Consider the following 18,089-nt stretch of genomic DNA (forward strand, 5'->3'; position numbering starts at 1 on the left):
CGCACAAGCGGGCCGTTTTTCGTTTGGCCGCTCAGGACAAACCGGCGATTTCCAAGCCCCGAACGAAATGGTGCAGGTCGTCTTCCTTGGAATAGTGCAGGGTAGCGACGATATCCTCGATACTGACATCAGGTTGCGCGGCGAGGACGGCCTCCGCATGCTCGCGCGCTTTGTCATCATTTCCAAGCCAGGCATGACAGGCCGCGACATAAGCGTTCTGAACCATGTCCAGGGTCGGCAAGCGACCGAAATCGTCAAGCGCCTGTTGATAGTTTCTGGCGCAGAACCGGGCCTTTCCCAGATGGCTCCAGAACCGGGCCGGATGATGCGGGTTCAGGCGCATGGCTTTCTGTATCCATTCGGCCCCTTCTTCTGGTCGTCCTGACCAGGTCAATAATTCTCCCATCTGGACAACGACGAGGTCGTAATTGGGGTTCAGCGACAACGCTCTTTCCTGATGGTAGCGCGCGCGCCCAAGGTTATTTCGCAAAATCTCGACCGCCGCCATCAGACGATGCACGTCAGCATCGTTGTCATCCAGAGACGCTGCCTTGAGGATCGCCTCTTCGCACTCAGCCAGCATCATTTCGCGGTCGTCGCACCAGCCATACCCCCAGGCCTGTCCGCGAATACAACCGCTCCAGGCGTGGGCATGCGCATAGTCCGGGTCCAGCTTGATTGCCCGGTCGATCAGCTCGGTCGCCTCGACATTCGCTTCGCGGGTGCTGCGATGGTGCAGTACCTTGGCCGCCAGAACGCATTCATACGCTGCAAAACTGGACGGCTTCTTGCGTGTCAGGCCCTCTTGCTGCGAGGCTTCGATCCGCCCCGGCAAAGTGGCCACCACCGCCGAAATCACTTCGTCCTGAATCGCGAATATGTCGTCCAGATCCCGGTCGTATTTCTCGGCCCAGACATGCCCGTCATTGTCGCTGTCGATAAGCTGAACGGTGACCCGCACCCGATTTCCGGCCTTTCGTACACTGCCCTCTACAATATATTGCGCGCCCAGTTTTTCGCCGACCTCTCTTACATTCACGGCTTGGCCTTTGTAGACAAAACTGGAATTGCGGGAAATGACGAACAGCTCGTGCCTGCGGCTAAGCTCGGTCAACAGGTCTTCGGTCAGACCATCGGCAAAGAACTCCTGCTCTGTGTCACCGCTCATGTTGGCAAAGGGTAGCACAGCGATCGAAGGCTTCACGACCTTGGTATCTGTCTCCTCCGCCTGATCGACCTCATCAACGGGCGCGTCCAATTCGACACGGTACGCGTGGACGGGTTGCGACAGGTTCTTGAGTTCAAGATTGCCCAGATCGTGGTAGTGCAGTTCAAGACGGCTGGACACCTGATCATGAACTGCGCCCGAAATCACCACGTCCCCAGCGCGGGCGGACTGCTCCAACCGAGCAGCGATGTTCACGCCGCTGCCAAAGATATCCCCGTCCTCGAAAATGATCTCGTCCAGATTGATGCCTATCCGAAACTGTATGCGCTGGTCCTTTGGAACATCTGCATTTCGCCGCAGCATCCGGTTCTGAACCTCGACCGCACAGGTGACCGCGTCGCTGGCGCTGGAAAATTCGACCAGCATCCCATCACCTGTGGTCTTGATGATCGTTCCCCGGTTCTTGTCGATGGCTGGGTCTATCAGTTCAATACGGTGCGTGCGCAACCGCGCCAGCGTGCCTTGTTCATCGGATTCCATCAAACGGCTGTACCCGACCATGTCGGCAGCCAGAACCGTAGCAAGTCGGCGATCCATGGCGCCCCTCCTCGCCGGAATTCTAGAGCCGAAAACCCTATTCTCATAAGGAAATTTCAAAAAACACCCAGTGCGTGTATATGGCAGCCACCAATGCGACCGACGCATGTATTCAGGCGTCTTCAAGCCCGGCAAAGAGTGAATCCAGAAGGCGGGTTTCCTCATCAAACCCAAATGGCGCGTTCACAACGAACATTCCGGAACCGATCATGCGGTGCCCTTCACGCGCGGCGGGAAACCGGACTTCATGACATTGGGCTTTCGGCAGGTTCTGTTTTGCAAGCGCCTCAACCATCGCTTTGTGCCGCCCATCCGACAGGATCGGATACCACAGCGCGATTACACCCACGTTCCACTTGCGGTGTAGTTTGGACATGATCCCGGGCAAGCGATCATATTCCGACTTCACCTCATAGCTTGGGTCGATCAGCAGCATCCCTCGGCGCGGTGTGGGTGGCAGCAACGACTGCGCCAGCTCGTACCCGTCCTGCCTGTAAACCTTTGCCCCGTATGCAGACATCGCCATCGACAGCGCCGCGTTTTCCTGTGGGTGCAACTCGGCAAAATGCAGACTATCCTGTTCGCGCAGCAGGCTGGCCGCAATCAGGGGCGAACCGGCATAGCTGTTCTCGCCGTGGCGCGCCCGGACACTGCTCAGCGCCTTTGACAGGGGATGATCCGGGCTGAACCATCCTTCGCGCCGCGCCCGTTCGATCCCGGCTGCGGCCTCGCCGGTCCGCACAGCCTCGGCCGCGTCCAACTGATACAACCCACGGCCCGAATGCGTCTCGAGATAGGTCAGCGGCTTGTCCTTGCGGGTCAGATATTCCAGCATCCATGCCAACAAAGCGTGCTTTTGCACATCAGCCAGATTTCCGGCGTGGTAAATGTGTTGATATGAGAGCATGATGCCTTCTAAAGTCCCTCTCAATAAGGCGGAAAGGTGCTGATTGACGCGGAATCAGCCCTTTTACCGGACGAGATGGCACCCTATAAGACATCCGTCCCGGAACCGTCGAGTCGCGGGCAGTAGAAATTCTGACGAACGGGATCAGTGAACACATGGGAATCTTTGGCAATCTGGGCGGCTTGTTCACAGCGGACATGGCCATTGACCTTGGGACAGCGAACACGCTGGTTTATGTCAAAGGGCGCGGTGTGATCCTGTCGGAACCTTCAGTGGTTGCCTATCACGTCAAGGACGGTGTCAAAAAGGTTCTGGCCGTGGGTGAGGACGCCAAGCTGATGCTGGGTCGTACACCGGGGTCCATCGAAGCGATCCGCCCGATGCGCGAGGGCGTCATCGCGGATTTCGACACCGCAGAGGAGATGATCAAGCACTTCATCCGCAAGGTGCATAAACGCTCGACCTTCTCGAAACCCAAGATCATCGTCTGCGTGCCTCATGGTGCTACACCCGTTGAAAAACGCGCGATCCGTCAGTCGGTTCTGTCCGCAGGCGCGCGCCGCGCCGGTCTGATTGCCGAACCGATTGCAGCCGCCATTGGTGCCGGGATGCCAATCACCGATCCGACCGGCAACATGGTCGTCGACATCGGTGGCGGCACCACCGAAGTTGCCGTTCTGTCGCTGGGCGACATCGTCTACGCGCGCTCGGTGCGTGTGGGTGGCGACCGCATGGATGAGGCGATCATCTCGTATCTGCGCCGCCAGCAGAACCTGCTGGTCGGTGAATCCACCGCTGAACGGATCAAGACCACCATCGGCACCGCGCGGATGCCCGACGATGGCCGTGGCCAGTCGATGCATATCCGGGGCCGTGACCTGTTGAACGGTGTGCCCAAAGAAATCGAGATCAGCCAGGCGCAGGTCGCCGAAGCTCTGTCCGAGCCGGTCCAACAGATTTGCGAGGCGGTGATGACCGCGTTGGAAACCACGCCGCCCGATCTGGCCGCAGATATCGTGGATCGCGGCGTGATGCTGACCGGCGGCGGCGCGCTGCTGGGCGATCTGGACCTTGCGCTGCGCGAACAGACGGGTCTGGCCGTGTCGATTGCCGATGAAAGCCTGAACTGTGTGGCTTTGGGCACCGGCAAGGCGCTGGAATACGAAAAACAACTGCGCCACGCGATTGACTACGAAAGCTAAGGCGCGCACCCTTTCGGGGTGAAAACTCGGGCAAGAGCAGCACGGGAAGGTAACCTGTGGCAAAGGACCGATCACAGCGCGACGAATACACAACTCCCTTGCGCCGCCTGCTGTTGGGGATCGTGGTTCTGTGTCTGCTGGGCATCTTTCTGGTCTGGCGCATTGACAGTCCGCGGGTCGAGCGGTTCCGCGCACAGGTCGTAGACACCGTCGTACCCTCAATGGAATGGGCCATGGTTCCCGTCACGGCAGTCGTGAACCTTGTGCGCGATTTTCAAAGCTATCAACGGCTGAGTGAGCAAAATCAGGAATTGCGCAGCGAATTGCGCCTGATGCGCGCGTGGAAAGAAGCGGCCCTTCAGCTTGAACAGGAAAACGCGCGCCTTCTTGACCTCAACAATGTGCGGCTTGATCCGCGCCTGACTTATATCACCGGCGTCGTAATGGCGGACAGCGGCTCGCCCTTCCGTCAGTCGGTTTTGCTGAATGTGGGTGAGCGGGACGGGATTATGGACGGTTGGGCCACGATGGACGGGATCGGCGTGGTAGGGCGCATCTCGGGCGTTGGCCCGGACACGGCGCGGGTGATCCTGATGACCGATGCCTCCAGCGCGATACCTGCAACGATTCAGCCCTCTGGTCAGACCGCTCTGATTGCGGGGGATAACACACCCTCTCCGGCGGTCGAGTTTCTTGAAAACCGCGAACTGGTGCGTCCCGGTGACCGGGTTGTCACATCGGGCGATGGCGGCGTTTTCCCGGGTGGTTTGTTGATCGGCCAGATCACGGCGGATCCCGGTGGGCGTCTGCGGGTTCGATTGTCGGCTGACTTCGAAAGGCTCGAGTTTCTGCGGGTACTTCGATTTCATTCTGCACCCCCGATTGAGGATTCCGGCGATATCGTCGGCCCAAGACGACCCGAAACAGCCGTAGCACCGGCCGAGGTCGGCGATGGATAGGCAGGTCTCGCAGCTTTGGACAAAACGGGCGCTGTACCTGTTTCTGGCCTTTCTGATCATGTTTCTGCATCTATTGCCGCTGGACACACAGCCAGGGCGCTGGCCATTTCCGGACCTGCTGATCGCCTTGACTTTCGCATGGGTTTTGCGGCGGCCAGAATATGTTCCGATCCCCTTGATCGCGATCGTGATGCTGCTGGCGGACCTGTTGTTGCAGCGTCCCCCTGGGTTACTGGCTGCGCTTGTCGTTCTGGGGGCATCCTATTTGCGTTCGGCTGCGCCCGGCATGCGCGATGCCGGATTTTTTGCCGAATGGACAACCGCAGCCGTCGCGATCACGGCCGTTTTTGTGCTGAACCGGATAATTCTTGCTATTCTAACCGTGCAACAAGCAGCATTAGGGCCGATGGTGATACAAGTGGTTCTGACAATTGCAGTATATCCGCTGATCGTTCTGCTCAGCCAGAGCGGATTCGGCGTTCGACGCGCCTCGGCGGTGGATTCCGCGGCAACGGGGCTTCGGTCATGAAACAGCGCAAGACCAAATCGCAGGGGCTTGCCTATAAACGCCTGCCACGTCGCGCGGTGATCCTGGGCGGATTGCAGGCGGCTTTCATAGGTGGGCTGGCGGCCCGAATGCGGTTCATGCAGGTGGATCAGGCAGACGAATACCGTCTGCTGGCGGAAGAAAACCGCATCAATATCCGACTTATCCCCCCAACACGCGGGCGGATCTATGACCGCAACGGACAAATCATAGGACAGAACTCACCATCCTATCGGATCGTGATGGTCCGAGAGGACGCGGGCGATGTAGATGCTGTTATCTCCAAGCTGTCCGATCTGATCCCATTGACCGATGATGAGATCGAACGCGCCAAGACCGAGATGCGGCGGTCCGCCCCGTTCCTTCCGGTAACGCTGGCGGATCAGGTGACGTGGGAAGATATTTCAAAGGTCGCGGTCAACGCCCCTGCCCTGCCCGGTGTCACCCCCGAAGTAGGCATGACCCGCCAGTACCCAAGATACGAAGACTTTGCGCATGTCGTTGGGTATGTCGGCCCGGTCAGCGACTATGACCTCAGCCAGATCGAGGATCCCGAGCCAGTTCTTCGCATTCCCCGTTTCCAAATCGGCAAGGTCGGTCTGGAAGCCAAGCAGGAAGGCACCTTGCGCGGCAAAGCGGGTGCCAAACGGGTCGAGGTCAACGCCACGGGCCGTGTGATGCGGGAATTGGACAGGCAAGAAGGTGAGGCCGGTGCCGATCTTCAACTCTCCGTCGACGCAGACCTGCAACAATACGCGCAGGCACGTTTGGCCGGGGAAAGTGCCGCCGCCGTCGTGATTGATTGCGAGACCGGGGATATCCGTGCCATCAGCTCAGCCCCCAGTTTCGATCCAAACCTGTTCGTGCGCGGCATCTCGGTCGCGGATTATCGGACGCTGACTCAGGACAACTACCGCCCGCTGGCCAACAAGACGGTGCAGGGCACTTACCCTCCCGGTTCGACCTTCAAGATGATCACCGCAATGGCCGCGCTTGAGGCCGGGGTGATCGGTCCGTCGAACACCGTGTATTGCCCCGGTCACCTGAAAGTCGGTAGCCGCAGATTCCACTGCTGGAAGCGCGGCGGCCACGGAACCGTCGATCTGGAAACATCGCTCAAACGCAGTTGCGATGTTTACTACTATGACGTGGCATTGCGCACAGGCATCGACAATATCTCGGACATGGCGCGCATTTTCGGGCTGGGCGTGAAGCACGACATACCGATGTCCGCCGTTGCCGCAGGGCTTGCGCCGAACCAGGAATGGAAACAGCGCGTGCACGGTCAGGACTGGCTGGTGGGCGACACAGCGAATGCCTCGATCGGGCAGGGTTTCATGCTGGCATCACCGCTGCAACTGGCGGTCATGACGGCGCGGATCGCCACGGGGCGCGCTGTCTCGCCGCGTCTGGTGCGGTCGGTGAACGGGGTCGAGGAACCCTCGGGCGCAGGTGAGCCTTTGGCGGTGAACCCAAACAACCTTGAACAGGTGCGCAAGGCGATGTTCTCGGTCTCGAACGACCGGCGTGGAACGGCCTATCGCAGCCGGATTATCGCCGATGACTTCCGCATGGCTGGGAAAACCGGGACCAGCCAGGTGCGCAACATCACCAAGGCCGAGCGCGCTGCTGGCGTCATCCGCAACGAAGACTTGCCATGGGAACGCCGCGACCACGCGCTGTTTGTCAGCTTTGCGCCCTATGACAATCCTAAATATGCCGTTGCCGTCGTCGTGGAACACGGTGGCGGGGGCTCGAAGGCGGCCGCGCCGGTTGCGCGGGATATCATGCTTCAGGCCCTTTACAACGGCACTCCTCCACTGGAAGCCTACCCGGTGGCCGATCGCGACCGCATCAAGGAACAGCAAAAACGGCTTGAGGGCGACCGCCGCCCCAAAGCGCGTCCGTCCGAAAAGGACCGCGCATGAGCTATCTAGAATACGCGGTCAAATCCACACCATCAGGGTTTCGCAAATTTCTGTACATGAACTGGCCACTGACCCTGTTGCTCATCAGCACAGCCAGCGCCGGGTTCCTGATGCTGTTTTCGGTTGCCGGTGGGTCTTGGACACCTTGGGCCGAACCTCAGATGGAGCGGTTCGGCCTTGGCCTAGCGGTCATGTTCATCGTGGCTCTTGTACCGATCTGGTTCTGGCGCAACATGTCAGTGGTGGCCTATCTGGGCTCAATCGCTTTGCTGGTATTCGTGGAACTGTTCGGCACCGTGGGGATGGGCGCACAGCGATGGATCGACCTTGGATTCATGCGGCTGCAACCCTCCGAAGTCATGAAAGTGACCTTGGTGATGCTGCTGGCGTCTTACTATGACTGGCTGCCATCGCACAAAACCTCCCGGCCGGTTTGGGTCATCATTCCCGTCATCCTGATCTTGATTCCCACCTTTATGGTGCTGCGCCAACCCGACCTTGGCACCTCGATCCTGCTGCTGGCCGCCGGGGGTGGCCTGATGTTTCTGGCGGGCGTCCACTGGGCCTATTTCGCTGCGGTGATCGCGGCGGGCGTCGGTCTGATTGCCACCGTGTTCAACAGCCGTGGAACGGAATGGCAGCTTCTGAAAGACTATCAATTCCGCCGTATCGACACGTTTCTCGACCCGTCTACCGACCCGCTGGGTGCGGGCTACCACATCACGCAGTCTAAAATCGCTTTGGGCTCTGGGGGATGGAATGGGCGCGGCTTCATGCAGGGCACCCAGTCGCGGCTGAACTTTCTGCCGGAAAAACACACCGACTTCATCTTTACCACGCTGGCCGAAGAGTTCGGCTTTGTTGGCGGCATCACACTTCTGACCCTGTACGGGCTGATCCTGATCTTTTGCATGGTCACGGCGCTGTCGACGAAAGACAGGTTTTCCTCGTTGGTGACACTCGGGATTGCGTTGAACTTCTTCCTGTTTTTTGCCGTGAACATGTCGATGGTTATGGGCCTCGCCCCGGTTGTGGGAGTACCCCTGCCAATGGTCAGCTATGGCGGATCGGCCATGCTGGTTCTGATGGCGGCTTTCGGCATTGTCCAAAGCGCCCATATCCACCGTCCCCGGTGATCTGAAAGGCCCCCAATGTCCGTGAACGTCCTGTTTTCCGCACGCCCCGAGCTTTGGCCGGTATATCAGCCTTTGTTGTCAAAGGGTCTGACTGAGGCCGGTCTGAACTTCCGACTGGCAACCGACATCGAGCCGGATCAGGTAGATTATATCGTCTACGCCCCAAATGGCGGTCTTCTGGATTTCACGCCGTACACGCGCCTGAAAGCCGTCCTCAGCCTATGGGCCGGGGTCGAAAAGATCGCGGGAAATGAAACCCTGACCGTTCCTCTGGCTCGGATGGTAGATCACGGGCTGACGCAAGGCATGACCGAATGGGTGGTGGGGCATGTTCTGCGCTATCATCTGGGGACGGATCAGCACATCACTGTTCAAGATGGCGTATGGACACCGGACGCCCCGCCACTGGCGCCCGAGCGACGAGTCTGCATTCTGGGCCTTGGAGCGTTGGGCGAGGCCGCAGCACGCGCCCTTTCCGCGCTTGGCTTTGATGTCACGGGCTGGAGCCGCACCGCCAAGGACATTCCGGGTGTAAGGTGCCTACATGGTGACGCAGGGCTGCGTTCTGCCCTATCACACGCCGAAATTGTCGTGCTGCTCTTGCCGGATACGCCTGCGACCGCAAACACGCTGAACGCCGAAACGTTGGCCCTGCTGCCGAAAGGCGCACGCGTCATCAATCCCGGCCGGGGACCCCTGATAGACGACGACGCGCTGTTGTCGGCCCTGAGCTCTGGCCAGATCGGGCATGCGACGCTGGACGTGTTTCGAGTGGAACCCCTGCCCGCCGATCACCCCTATTGGGCGCACCCCAATGTGACGGTCACACCACACATCGCATCGGAAACCCGCCCGGCCACGGCCGCGCAGGTCATTTGCGACAACATCGTCCGAGGTGAGGCTGGTGAAGCCCTGCTGCACATCGTAAACCGCGATCTGGGATACTGATCAGGCCGCGATCAGGCCACGCCCTTTCAGCAGTGCCTCAACCCCCGGCAACCGGCCCCGGAAGGCCAGATACAGGTCTTCGGCCTCGCGCGAGCCACCGGTGGACAGGATGTTCTCCTCCAGCGCTTTGGCGCGTTCTGGGTCAAAGGCGCCTCCGGCCTCTTCAAAGGCGGCGAAGGCGTCGGCGTCCATGACCTCGGACCACATATAGCTGTAATAGCCCGCGCTATAGCCGTCGCTCGCAAACACGTGCGCGAAATGCGGCGTCGCGTGACGCATCCCGATGGCGGGCGGCATTCCCAGGCCCTCCAGCACTTGTGCCTGTTTCTCCATCGGATCGGCGGGGGCCGCACCGTCGTGGAATTCCAGATCGACAAGCGCCGAAGCGACATATTCGACCGTCTGGAACCCCTGATCGAAGTTGGCGGCCTTCAGCACCTTTTCCAACATATCCTGCGGCATCGGCGCGCCGGTGTCGGCATGGGTAGCGAACTCGGCCAAAACTTCGGGCACTTCCAGCCAGTGTTCGTACAATTGGCTGGGCAGTTCCACGAAATCACGCGCCACGGATGTGCCCGAGATGCTCTCGTAAGTCACATCCGACAAAATCTGATGCAGCGCATGACCGAATTCATGAAACAGTGTCCGCGCATCATCATAGGACAGCAGCGCCGGGTCACCCTTGGCGAAGTTACAGACATTGATCACGACCGGAGCCTGCGCCTTGGGGAATTTCGCCTGCCCCCGCATCGCGCTGCACCACGCCCCGGATCGTTTGGACCCGCGCGCAAAGTAATCCCCGATGAACACCGCGATATGCTGGCCTTTGCGCGTGACCTCCCACGCGCGGCAATCAGGGTGGTAGAGGGGCACGTCCAGCGGCGCGAACTCCAACCCGAACAGACGGTTGGCGCAGGCAAAGGCGGCCTCGATCATCCGGTCCAGTTGCAGGTAGGGTTTCAGCGCCGCCTCATCCAGATCATGCTCGGCCTTACGGCGTTTTTCAGCGTAGTAGCGCCAGTCCCACGCGGCCAGAGGGCCGTTGACCCCATCCGCCTGCATCATCTGCGTCAGAATCTCGGCATCCGCATCGGCGCGGGCCTTGGCGGGTTCCCAGACCTGCATCAGCAGGTCCCGCACCTTGTCGGGGCTGCGGGCCATTTCGGTTTCCAGCTTGTAGGCGGCGAAATTGTCATAGCCCAGCAGCTTGGCGCGTTCTTCGCGCAGAGAAAGGATTTCGGCGGCGATCTCGCGGTTATCCGTCTCACCCCCGTTGGCACCACGCGCGGTCCAGGCCTTATACGCCACCTCACGCAGATCGCGGCGGGGCGAGAATTGCAGAAATGGCACGATGATCGACCGCGAAAGGTTCACAACCGGACCGTCTGCGCCCTTTTCCTGCCCGGCGGCGCGGGCGGCATCCACGACGAAATCGGGCAGGCCGTCCAGATCATCCTCGGACAGAGTCATGAACCAATCACGCTCATCCGCCAGCAAGTTCTGGGTGAAGGATGTGCCCAGCGAGGCCAGCCGCGCCTTGATTTCCTGCATCCGCGCGTCCGCATCCCCTGTCAGCGCCGCACCCGCGCGTACGAACCCGCGATGAGTCAACATCAGCACCCGCGCCTGTTCGTCGCTCAGGTCCAAATCATCCTTGCGCGCCCACAGATCGGCCACCCGCTGAAACAGCGCCTTGTTCGACGAAATGCCCGAGAAATGGGCCGCCAGCTTGGGTGAGAAGTCGCGTTGCAGCTCTTCACGCGCGGGGTTGCTGTCGGCACCGGCGACGGTGAAGAAGACGGACAGGACCTTGTCCAACTGCTCACCCGCGGCCTCAAGTGTCTCGACCGTGTTGGCAAATGTGGGCGCGTCGGGGTTGCTTGCAATCGCGTCGATCTGAGCGTTGTGGGCCTTTAGCGCCGCATCCAGCGCAGGGGCGAAATCGGTGTCGGCAATCGTGTCGAATGGCGCGATTTCAAACGGTGTGGTCCAGTCGGACAGGATCGGGTTGGTCATGAAACACTCCTTTGCCCACAACCTAGGAACGCAAGGGGGAATGATCCAGTGCGCGCGGTCACTTACCGCAAACCGGGCAATCGGCGCGGCGCGACAGGGTGATCTTGCGGCTTTCCCCATAAAGCGCGTCGTAGATCAGCATCTCACCGCGCAGGGCCTGCCCCGCGCCGGTGATCACTTTGATCGCCTCAACCGCCATCATCGAGCCCACAACACCGGGCAGAGGGCCAATCACCCCAGCTTCGGCGCAGGACGGAGCCAGTCCGGGGGCCGGGGCCTCGGGGAAGATACACTGATAGCAGGGCGCGTCATGGGCCGGATCAAAGACGCTCAGTTGCCCTTCCCATTGCGACAACGCACCCGAGATCAGCGGTTTGCCCAGCGCGACAGCAGCGCGGTTGGCCAAATAGCGGGTGTCGAAATTGTCGGTGCCATCAAGGATCAGATCGAAATCGGCAAACAGGTCTGCGGCGATCTCATCGGTCAAGCGGCGGTGATAAGGCAGGACGATCACGTTGGGGTTCTGCGCCTGCATCGCTTGCTGCGCCGAGAACACCTTGGGCATCCCGATATCCGCGTCGCGGTGTATGACCTGACGTTGCAGATTGGCATTTTCGACCTCATCATCGTCGATCACGCCAATTGTCCCGACCCCGGCTGCGGCCAGGTATTGCAGCGCAGGCGCGCCTAGCCCACCGGCACCTATCACCAGAACCCGCGCCTGTTTCATCCTTTTCTGACCCGGCCCGCCTAGCTCCCGCAAAACGATATGGCGGGCGTAGCGTTCCAGCTCGGTCTCAGAGAATTGGTCGGATGGCATGGTGGGCTCCTTGACGGCGGGCGCTGCGCGGTTTCGCAACGCTTTCAGCACCTTTCCGTAAACCAGAACCAGAACTGCGAAACCACCCAGTATGAGCCACATGGCGGCAGAACCGCCTGTTGCCGCGCGTAGAGGGTGACCGTCGGGCAGCACCAACTGGGCCGTAATGACCCCCAGCAGCAACACTGCAACCGAAGCCAGACGCGCCGTGCGGGACACTCCGGCCAGATAGCCGATGCCCCACAGCCCAGCGGCCAGAATGAAAACCAGCAGCATCAGCCGCGCCCGGTCGAGCCAAACCCGCCCGCACCGCGTTCGGTGTCGCTGAGTGTTTCGACCGCCTCAAAAGTGGCCTGCACCACCGGGGCCACGATCAGTTGGGCGATGCGTTCGCCATGCGTAATCTCGAACGCCTCTTGTCCGGCATTCAGCACAATCACCCCCAAAGGACCGCGATAGTCACTGTCAATCGTGCCCGGTGTGTTTGGCAGCGTGATGCCATGTTTCAAGGCAAGCCCGGACCGGGGGCGCACCTGCACCTCAAATCCCTGTGGGATTTCGATCCGCAATCCTGTTGGAACCAGCGCCCGTTCGCCCGGCTGCAACGTCACCGACACACCGTCCGGCAGATTAGCCCGCACATCCGCGCCCGCCGCCCCCGCCGATTCATAAGAGGGCAAGGGCACCGAGGGGTCCGCTCCGTCCTCGCGGATCACACGAATTGCAACCATCTGAGTTCCTTTTGCTTAGCGGTTCAGGGCATCTGCGATTTTTTCGGCCAATTGTTTGGCGACGGCGTCCTTGCCCATCCGGGGCCATTCTTCGGCGCCCTGATCCGAGATCAGGATGACCGCGTTTTCAGACCCGCCCATGATCCCCGTCGCGGGGCTGACGTCGTTGGCAACGATCCAATCACACCCTTTGCGTTTGCGTTTGGCCGTCGCGTGTTCAACCACGTCGTCCGTTTCAGCGGCAAACCCAACAACCAACGGGGGGCGTCCCTCCGTCATCTGAGCAACCCTTTTCAGGATGTCCGGGTTCACGGCAAACTCCAGCGCGGGGATACCGTCACGGGTCTTTTTCAGCTTCCGATCCGAGGCACTGGCTACGCGCCAGTCCGCCACCGCAGCCGCAAAAACTCCGGCGTCCACGGGCAGCGCAGCGTCCACGGCATCAGACATCTCCTGGGCAGTCTCTACGGACACGACCTGCACCCCCTCGGGGGTCGGCACATCGGCGGGTCCGGTCACAAAGATCACTTCTGCGCCCAGAGCGGCCAGCGCACGCGCCACGGCAGTGCCCTGCGCCCCCGAAGACCGGTTGGCGATATAGCGAACCGGATCAATCGGCTCATGCGTCGGGCCAGAGGTTACGAGTACGCGTTTCCCTAAAAGCGGGCCATCACCAAGCTGCACCTCAATCGCGGCAACGATTTCCAATGGCTCGGACATGCGACCGGGGCCATATTCCCCGCACGCCATGTCGCCTTCATTCGGGCCAACAAAGCCGACCCCATCAGATTTCAGGGTTTGCAGGTTGCGCTGCGTCGCGGGGTGGTCCCACATGCGCACATTCATGGCAGGGGCGCACAAAACCGGCGTGTCGGTTGCCATCAACAGGGTCGAGGCCAGATCATTGGCCAGCCCACTCGCCATCTTTCCCATCAAATCCGCCGTGGCTGGCGCAACAACAATCAGGTCCGCCGACCGGGACAACTGGATATGCCCCATCTCGGCTTCATCCGTCAGGTCAAACAGATCGCGATACACCTTTTCCCCGGCAAGTGCGGAAACGGACAGGGGCGTTACAAATTCTTCTGCCGCGCGCGTCAGAACAGGCGTCACAGACGCGCCGCGTTCCTTCAACCGTCGGATCAGGTCCAGCGATTTATAGGCCGCGATCCCTCCGCCAATTATCAGCAGAATGCGTTTCGATGCCAGCATGTTGTGCCCTTCCCATTCCGGTCGGCCCCGACATTAGGCAAGGCCGTCGAACAGTTCCAGCGGTTAATTCTGCGTCTCGAACGCAAGGCAGGGGTCTTCCCGTTCGACCGAAGGGCTGTCGATCACCGCATCGAATTCACCTTCGATGCTGCCGTCCTCGGACTGTCCCAGGACGAACACCTTCAGCCCCGGACGCAGGCGCGACAAAAAGGTCGGGATGCCCCAGTCCTTGCGCGCGTGACCATTGCCCGTGATCACAGCAACCGGGCCACCGGTTTCATCCATCGCGCGCAGGATAGCGCGGGTCAGAACGGCATCACGCAGGCGCTGAATGGCAACCATTTGCGGCAGCGCGCTTTCGGGAATGGCATCGCAATGCGCGGCAAGCTGATCGGCCTCACGCGCCATCTGCTCGGCGGCTGACAACGGGACCGTCAGACCATATCGCGCCGCATCCGCTCCCAATGCTGTCGCGGCCCCACGCTCCATCGCGGCGCGAGCTGCAGCACGCGGGACCATCGCACCATAGACCGGCGCGTCCGTTGCCTGAAAAACGGGATAATACATGCTCAGCGGTGGCCAGCCGGATTCGGCCCAACGCAGGATTCGCGACAGCTCCTCTGGGTTAGACGCCGCTTTCTGCGCAAGTCGCTGTGCCCCCTCCTCGGTCACCATTTCCCAAACCACAGCCGAGGGCGAGACGATCTTCAACGCCTCGGTCTGCACCATGTGGTGTTGGGGATTGTCGTGGATTTCACCAAGGATAACCACGTCCGCAGACCGCATCGCGGCCGCAACATCGTCTGGAATATCTTGATCGGCCCGGCCCTGACTGACCGTAACCATCAATGCACACAGCAGAATCGCAATCTGTTTCATGCGATGAAGTGTTGCACCTCGCGCGATTGCGCTTCAAGGTTCTTGCGCATTTTCACAAATGCCGCCGCTTCCAACTGGCGCACGCGTTCCTTGGACAAGCCAAGTTCCTGACCAAGACTCTCAAGCGTCCGCGCAGGTTCGCGCAGTTTGCGTTCGCGAACAATGAACCGCTCGCGCTCGTTAAGCGCCTGCATAGCGACAACCAGCCATTCGCGCAGCTGTTCCATGTCGTGGGTGTTTTCGACAGTCTCGGCTGCCTGTTCGCGATCGTCTTCCAGCGCATCAATCCATTCACGCCCATCTTCATCGGCAGACTGCACCGCATTCAGCGAGAAATCGGATCCGGACAGCCGCCCTTCCATCATCTCGACATCGCGCAGCGGCACGCCGATCTCGGCGGCAATCATCTGATGCAACTGGTGGCGATCCAACTGCATTCCCTCAGTCGCGGCTTCCCGTTCCAAGCGTGCCTGAACACGGCGCATATTGAAGAACAGCGATTTTTGCGACGAGGTCGAGCCCGTCCGAACCATCGACCAGTTCCGCATGACATAGTCCTGAATGCTGGCCTTGATCCACCAGACGGCATAGGTGGAAAAGCGCACGCCGCGATCCGGGTCGAACTTGTCGGCCGCTTTCATAAGGCCAAGCCCGGCCTCCTGGATCAGGTCATTCATCGGCGCGCCGTACCGTTTGAACTTGGCCGCCATCGAGATTGCCAGCCGCATATAGGCTGTGATCAGCCGGTGCAGCGCCTGTTCATCGCGATTGTCGCGCCATGCATAGGCGAGTTTCAATTCGGTTTCCGCGTCCAGCAATTCTGCCTTCATTGCCTGGCGCGACATTGAAAAATCGTTTGAATTGTCCAGTGCCATGGAAATCTCCCCTTTTCACAGGCGCAGCCCGGCCTTGCCTTGCCGACTCATGGTCGATACGCAGAACAAAACCGGGTGGATCACAAGGAAGGTAAGAATAGTGTATCCGGATTTAACCTTTGTGATAGGGGGCGCGGCCTCGGGGAAATCGGCATTTGCCGAGCAACTCGTTGTTTCATCAGGTAAAAACAGAATTTACCTTGCGACATCACAAGTGTTTGATGACGAGATGCGCCTAAAGATTGATCGCCATGTCGCGCAGCGCGGCCCAGATTGGTCAACGATCGAGGCACCGCTGGACCTTGAACCCGCCTTGTCGGGTCTGACCAAAGACGATGTGTGCCTGATAGATTGCGCAACACTGTGGCTGACCAACCATATGCTGGCCGAAAACGATCTGGCGCAGGCCCAGACCACCCTTTTGAACGCGCTCGCCGCCTGTAATGCCCCGGTCGTTGTTGTTTCCAACGAAGTGGGTCAGGGCATCGTACCCGAAAACGCCCTGTCCCGCCGCTTTCGCGAGGCGCAGGGGCGGCTGAATATCGCGCTGGCGGCTCAGGCTGACCTGGTGGTTCAGGTTCAGGTCGGTCTGCCGCTGGTCCTGAAAGGGCAGTTGCCATGACCCGCCTGCATCTCGTCCGGCATGGACCCACCCATGCGAAAACCATGGTCGGTTGGTCCGACTTGCCTGCCGACCTCAGCGATACGGCTGCTGTGGCGCGGCTGCATGACCATTTGCCACCCGAGTCACTGGTGATTTCCTCGGACCTGTCCCGCGCGGTCGATACGGCTTCGGCAATACAGGGCACACGCGCGCGATTGCCCCATCACCCCGACCTGCGGGAAATCAATTTCGGCACGTGGGAGCTGCGCGGGTTCAAGGATATCGAGGCCGACGACCCCGAACTGGCCTTTGCCTACTGGGACAGCCCCGGCGACGTGCGCCCGCCCGAAGGCGAAAGCTGGAATGAAGTACGGGCGCGCGTGGATGCCGTGGTTGACGAATTGATCACCCGGCACGCAGGGCGAGATCTGGTCATTGTCGCGCATTTCGGGGTCATTCTGACCCAAGTGCAGCGCGCGTTGAATGTAACCGCACAAGAGGCGTTCAGCCACAAGATCGACAACCTGTCCGTCACGGACCTGACCCATCACGGTGATGGATGGTCGGTTGGGCGGATCAATCACCTCCCGTGATCTATACCCGCACAAATGACTGATTTACGGATGGGTTTTCACGCGCCATCCTGAGGTCATGACCTATGATCTGTTTATCGGGGACCGCCTGTTTTCCAGTTGGTCCATGCGCGGCTGGCTGATTCTGGAAAAGTTCGGCCTGCCTTATCGAACGTATATGATCGGCCTTTATTCAGGCACAATGGCCGAGGATATGAAACCGCTTGCGCCAGCGCGCCTTGTGCCTGCGCTGCGCCTGCCAGACGGCACTGTTGTGGGTGAAAGCCTCGCCATGGCCGAAACGCTGGCCGAGCGACACCCAGAGGCCGGTCTGTGGCCCAAAGACCCATCAGCCCGCGCAACGGCACGGTGGCTGTGCGCAGAAATGGTGGCTGGGTTCACTGCCCTGCGCGGGGAATGCCCGATGCAACTCAAGCAGTGTTGGCAGGGGTTCAAGCCATCCTCAGAAACCGTGGACGATCTGGAGCGGATCGAAACGCTTTGGCACCACGCGCGTGATGTGTCCGGGGCGAAGACCGGTCCGTTGTTCGGTGCCTATTCTATGGCCGATGTGTTCTATACCCCGGTCGCAGCGCGCATCATCGGGTACGGGTTGCCCGTTTCTGACGCCAACCAGCAGTATTGTCTGGACCTTCTTTCTGACCCAACCGTCCGGCAATGGCGCGCGATGGGGCTGACAGTGAGTTACACGCCCTTTCCTTACCCGCAGGATCTTGCGTCGCAGCCGTGGCCAGTTGGCGGGCGCGCTGAAGCAAGCCCCGTCTCAGGAACCAATTCGATTAACGACGCTTGCCCTTACTCTGGCAAACCGGTCACGCATGTTCTTGAGTTGAATGAACAACGCTGGGGTTTCTGTAATGCGTTCTGCCGCGACAAAACCGTTGCAGATCCGGGAGCTTGGCCAAAATTCACCGCGATGGTAGCCAGCGTTAACGATTCCTAAACCGCCCGCGTGCCAGCAACGACC

17 protein-coding genes are annotated in these 18,089 nt (G+C 60.2%); 9 read left to right on the top strand and 8 right to left on the bottom strand.

Going from position 1 to position 18,089, the window contains the following annotated elements; genetic code table 11:
• Nucleotides 1-31 precede the first annotated feature (31 nt).
• Nucleotides 32-1,765: an adenylate/guanylate cyclase domain-containing protein gene (locus tag ACR0MS_RS11570; RefSeq protein WP_480573191.1), complete on the bottom strand. Its 1,734-nt coding sequence runs from the start codon at nucleotides 1,763-1,765 to the stop codon at nucleotides 32-34.
• Between the two features lie 112 nt (nucleotides 1,766-1,877).
• A complete protein-coding gene (locus ACR0MS_RS11575; protein WP_480573188.1) occupies nucleotides 1,878-2,672 on the bottom strand; it encodes a 23S rRNA (adenine(2030)-N(6))-methyltransferase RlmJ in 795 nt (264 codons plus the stop codon).
• A 155-nt stretch (nucleotides 2,673-2,827) separates the two neighbouring features.
• Between ACR0MS_RS11575 and ACR0MS_RS11580 the strand changes: the two genes are divergently transcribed.
• Genes ACR0MS_RS11580 through ACR0MS_RS11605 form a run of 6 tightly spaced genes read left to right on the top strand, consistent with a single transcriptional unit; the run spans nucleotide 2,828 to nucleotide 9,392 of the window.
• Nucleotides 2,828-3,874, top strand: coding sequence for a rod shape-determining protein (locus tag ACR0MS_RS11580; protein ID WP_039523195.1), 1,047 nt, complete (start codon nucleotides 2,828-2,830; stop codon nucleotides 3,872-3,874).
• Nucleotides 3,875-3,930: 56 nt separating this feature from the next.
• Nucleotides 3,931-4,833: a rod shape-determining protein MreC gene (gene mreC / locus ACR0MS_RS11585; protein WP_480573185.1), complete on the top strand. Its 903-nt coding sequence runs from the start codon at nucleotides 3,931-3,933 to the stop codon at nucleotides 4,831-4,833.
• Nucleotides 4,826-5,362: a rod shape-determining protein MreD gene (locus ACR0MS_RS11590; protein ID WP_480573182.1), complete on the top strand. Its 537-nt coding sequence runs from the start codon at nucleotides 4,826-4,828 to the stop codon at nucleotides 5,360-5,362. Before mreC ends, ACR0MS_RS11590 begins: the two co-directional genes overlap by 8 nt.
• Nucleotides 5,359-7,308, top strand: a complete 1,950-nt coding sequence (gene mrdA, locus ACR0MS_RS11595; RefSeq protein WP_480573179.1) for a penicillin-binding protein 2 — start codon at nucleotides 5,359-5,361, stop codon at nucleotides 7,306-7,308. The genes ACR0MS_RS11590 and mrdA overlap by 4 nt, the downstream gene beginning before the upstream one ends.
• A complete protein-coding gene (gene rodA, locus ACR0MS_RS11600; RefSeq protein ID WP_480573176.1) occupies nucleotides 7,305-8,444 on the top strand; it encodes a rod shape-determining protein RodA in 1,140 nt (379 codons plus the stop codon). The genes mrdA and rodA overlap by 4 nt, the downstream gene beginning before the upstream one ends.
• Nucleotides 8,445-8,459: 15 nt before the next feature.
• On the top strand, nucleotides 8,460-9,392 hold the full coding sequence (locus ACR0MS_RS11605) for a 2-hydroxyacid dehydrogenase (protein WP_480573173.1): 933 nt from the start codon (nucleotides 8,460-8,462) through the stop codon (nucleotides 9,390-9,392).
• Here the strand turns inward: ACR0MS_RS11605 and ACR0MS_RS11610 are convergent, their stop codons facing one another.
• The 6 genes from ACR0MS_RS11610 to ACR0MS_RS11635 all read right to left on the bottom strand — a co-directional run bounded on the left by ACR0MS_RS11610 (nucleotide 9,393) and on the right by ACR0MS_RS11635 (nucleotide 15,925).
• Nucleotides 9,393-11,408: a M3 family metallopeptidase gene (locus ACR0MS_RS11610; RefSeq protein WP_480573170.1), complete on the bottom strand. Its 2,016-nt coding sequence runs from the start codon at nucleotides 11,406-11,408 to the stop codon at nucleotides 9,393-9,395.
• A gap of 58 nt (nucleotides 11,409-11,466) precedes the next feature.
• Entirely contained in the window at nucleotides 11,467-12,504 is a 1,038-nt protein-coding gene (locus ACR0MS_RS11615; RefSeq protein ID WP_480573167.1) for a HesA/MoeB/ThiF family protein, read from the bottom strand.
• Complete coding sequence (gene dut, locus ACR0MS_RS11620; protein WP_480573164.1) at nucleotides 12,504-12,959, bottom strand: dUTP diphosphatase; 456 nt, start codon at nucleotides 12,957-12,959, stop codon at nucleotides 12,504-12,506. Before dut ends, ACR0MS_RS11615 begins: the two co-directional genes overlap by 1 nt.
• Before the next feature lie 15 nt (nucleotides 12,960-12,974).
• A complete protein-coding gene (coaBC, locus tag ACR0MS_RS11625; protein ID WP_480573161.1) occupies nucleotides 12,975-14,171 on the bottom strand; it encodes a bifunctional phosphopantothenoylcysteine decarboxylase/phosphopantothenate--cysteine ligase CoaBC in 1,197 nt (398 codons plus the stop codon).
• Between the two features lie 63 nt (nucleotides 14,172-14,234).
• The gene (locus ACR0MS_RS11630) at nucleotides 14,235-15,050 is read right to left on the bottom strand and encodes a ChaN family lipoprotein (RefSeq protein ID WP_480573158.1); all 816 of its coding nucleotides are present in this window, start codon (nucleotides 15,048-15,050) and stop codon (nucleotides 14,235-14,237) included.
• Nucleotides 15,047-15,925 (bottom strand): RNA polymerase factor sigma-32, encoded by an 879-nt coding sequence (locus tag ACR0MS_RS11635; protein ID WP_480573155.1) that lies wholly within the window; start codon nucleotides 15,923-15,925, stop codon nucleotides 15,047-15,049. Before ACR0MS_RS11635 ends, ACR0MS_RS11630 begins: the two co-directional genes overlap by 4 nt.
• A gap of 100 nt (nucleotides 15,926-16,025) precedes the next feature.
• Here ACR0MS_RS11635 and cobU point away from each other — a divergent pair, with 100 nt between their 5' ends.
• The 3 genes from cobU to ACR0MS_RS11650 are packed head-to-tail and all read left to right on the top strand — an operon-like array spanning nucleotide 16,026 to nucleotide 18,065.
• Nucleotides 16,026-16,547 (top strand): bifunctional adenosylcobinamide kinase/adenosylcobinamide-phosphate guanylyltransferase, encoded by a 522-nt coding sequence (gene cobU / locus ACR0MS_RS11640; RefSeq protein ID WP_480591264.1) that lies wholly within the window; start codon nucleotides 16,026-16,028, stop codon nucleotides 16,545-16,547.
• On the top strand, nucleotides 16,544-17,122 hold the full coding sequence (locus ACR0MS_RS11645; RefSeq protein ID WP_480573149.1) for a histidine phosphatase family protein: 579 nt from the start codon (nucleotides 16,544-16,546) through the stop codon (nucleotides 17,120-17,122). The genes cobU and ACR0MS_RS11645 overlap by 4 nt, the downstream gene beginning before the upstream one ends.
• 58 nt (nucleotides 17,123-17,180) lie before the next feature.
• A complete protein-coding gene (locus tag ACR0MS_RS11650; RefSeq protein ID WP_480573146.1) occupies nucleotides 17,181-18,065 on the top strand; it encodes a glutathione S-transferase in 885 nt (294 codons plus the stop codon).
• The last annotated feature ends 24 nt before the right edge of the window (nucleotides 18,066-18,089 follow it).

It is taken from the genome of Ruegeria sp. CJ2, assembly GCF_056536745.1.

Excerpts from the sequence above, each read along its gene's own strand:
- ACR0MS_RS11570 (WP_480573191.1), bottom strand. The coding sequence starts at position 1,765 with ATGGATCGCCGACTTGCTACGGTTCTGGCTGCCGACATGGTCGGGTAC.
- ACR0MS_RS11575 (WP_480573188.1), bottom strand. The coding sequence starts at position 2,672 with ATGCTCTCATATCAACACATTTACCACGCCGGAAATCTGGCTGATGTG.
- ACR0MS_RS11635 (WP_480573155.1), bottom strand. The coding sequence starts at position 15,925 with ATGGCACTGGACAATTCAAACGATTTTTCAATGTCGCGCCAGGCAATG.
- ACR0MS_RS11605 (WP_480573173.1), top strand. The coding sequence starts at position 8,460 with ATGTCCGTGAACGTCCTGTTTTCCGCACGCCCCGAGCTTTGGCCGGTA.
- mrdA (WP_480573179.1), top strand. The coding sequence starts at position 5,359 with ATGAAACAGCGCAAGACCAAATCGCAGGGGCTTGCCTATAAACGCCTG.
- ACR0MS_RS11610 (WP_480573170.1), bottom strand. The coding sequence starts at position 11,408 with ATGACCAACCCGATCCTGTCCGACTGGACCACACCGTTTGAAATCGCG.
- ACR0MS_RS11590 (WP_480573182.1), top strand. The coding sequence starts at position 4,826 with ATGGATAGGCAGGTCTCGCAGCTTTGGACAAAACGGGCGCTGTACCTG.
- ACR0MS_RS11615 (WP_480573167.1), bottom strand. The coding sequence starts at position 12,504 with ATGCTGCTGGTTTTCATTCTGGCCGCTGGGCTGTGGGGCATCGGCTAT.
- rodA (WP_480573176.1), top strand. The coding sequence starts at position 7,305 with ATGAGCTATCTAGAATACGCGGTCAAATCCACACCATCAGGGTTTCGC.
- coaBC (WP_480573161.1), bottom strand. The coding sequence starts at position 14,171 with ATGCTGGCATCGAAACGCATTCTGCTGATAATTGGCGGAGGGATCGCG.
- dut (WP_480573164.1), bottom strand. The coding sequence starts at position 12,959 with ATGGTTGCAATTCGTGTGATCCGCGAGGACGGAGCGGACCCCTCGGTG.
- ACR0MS_RS11645 (WP_480573149.1), top strand. The coding sequence starts at position 16,544 with ATGACCCGCCTGCATCTCGTCCGGCATGGACCCACCCATGCGAAAACC.
- ACR0MS_RS11630 (WP_480573158.1), bottom strand. The coding sequence starts at position 15,050 with ATGAAACAGATTGCGATTCTGCTGTGTGCATTGATGGTTACGGTCAGT.
- ACR0MS_RS11580 (WP_039523195.1), top strand. The coding sequence starts at position 2,828 with ATGGGAATCTTTGGCAATCTGGGCGGCTTGTTCACAGCGGACATGGCC.
- ACR0MS_RS11650 (WP_480573146.1), top strand. The coding sequence starts at position 17,181 with ATGACCTATGATCTGTTTATCGGGGACCGCCTGTTTTCCAGTTGGTCC.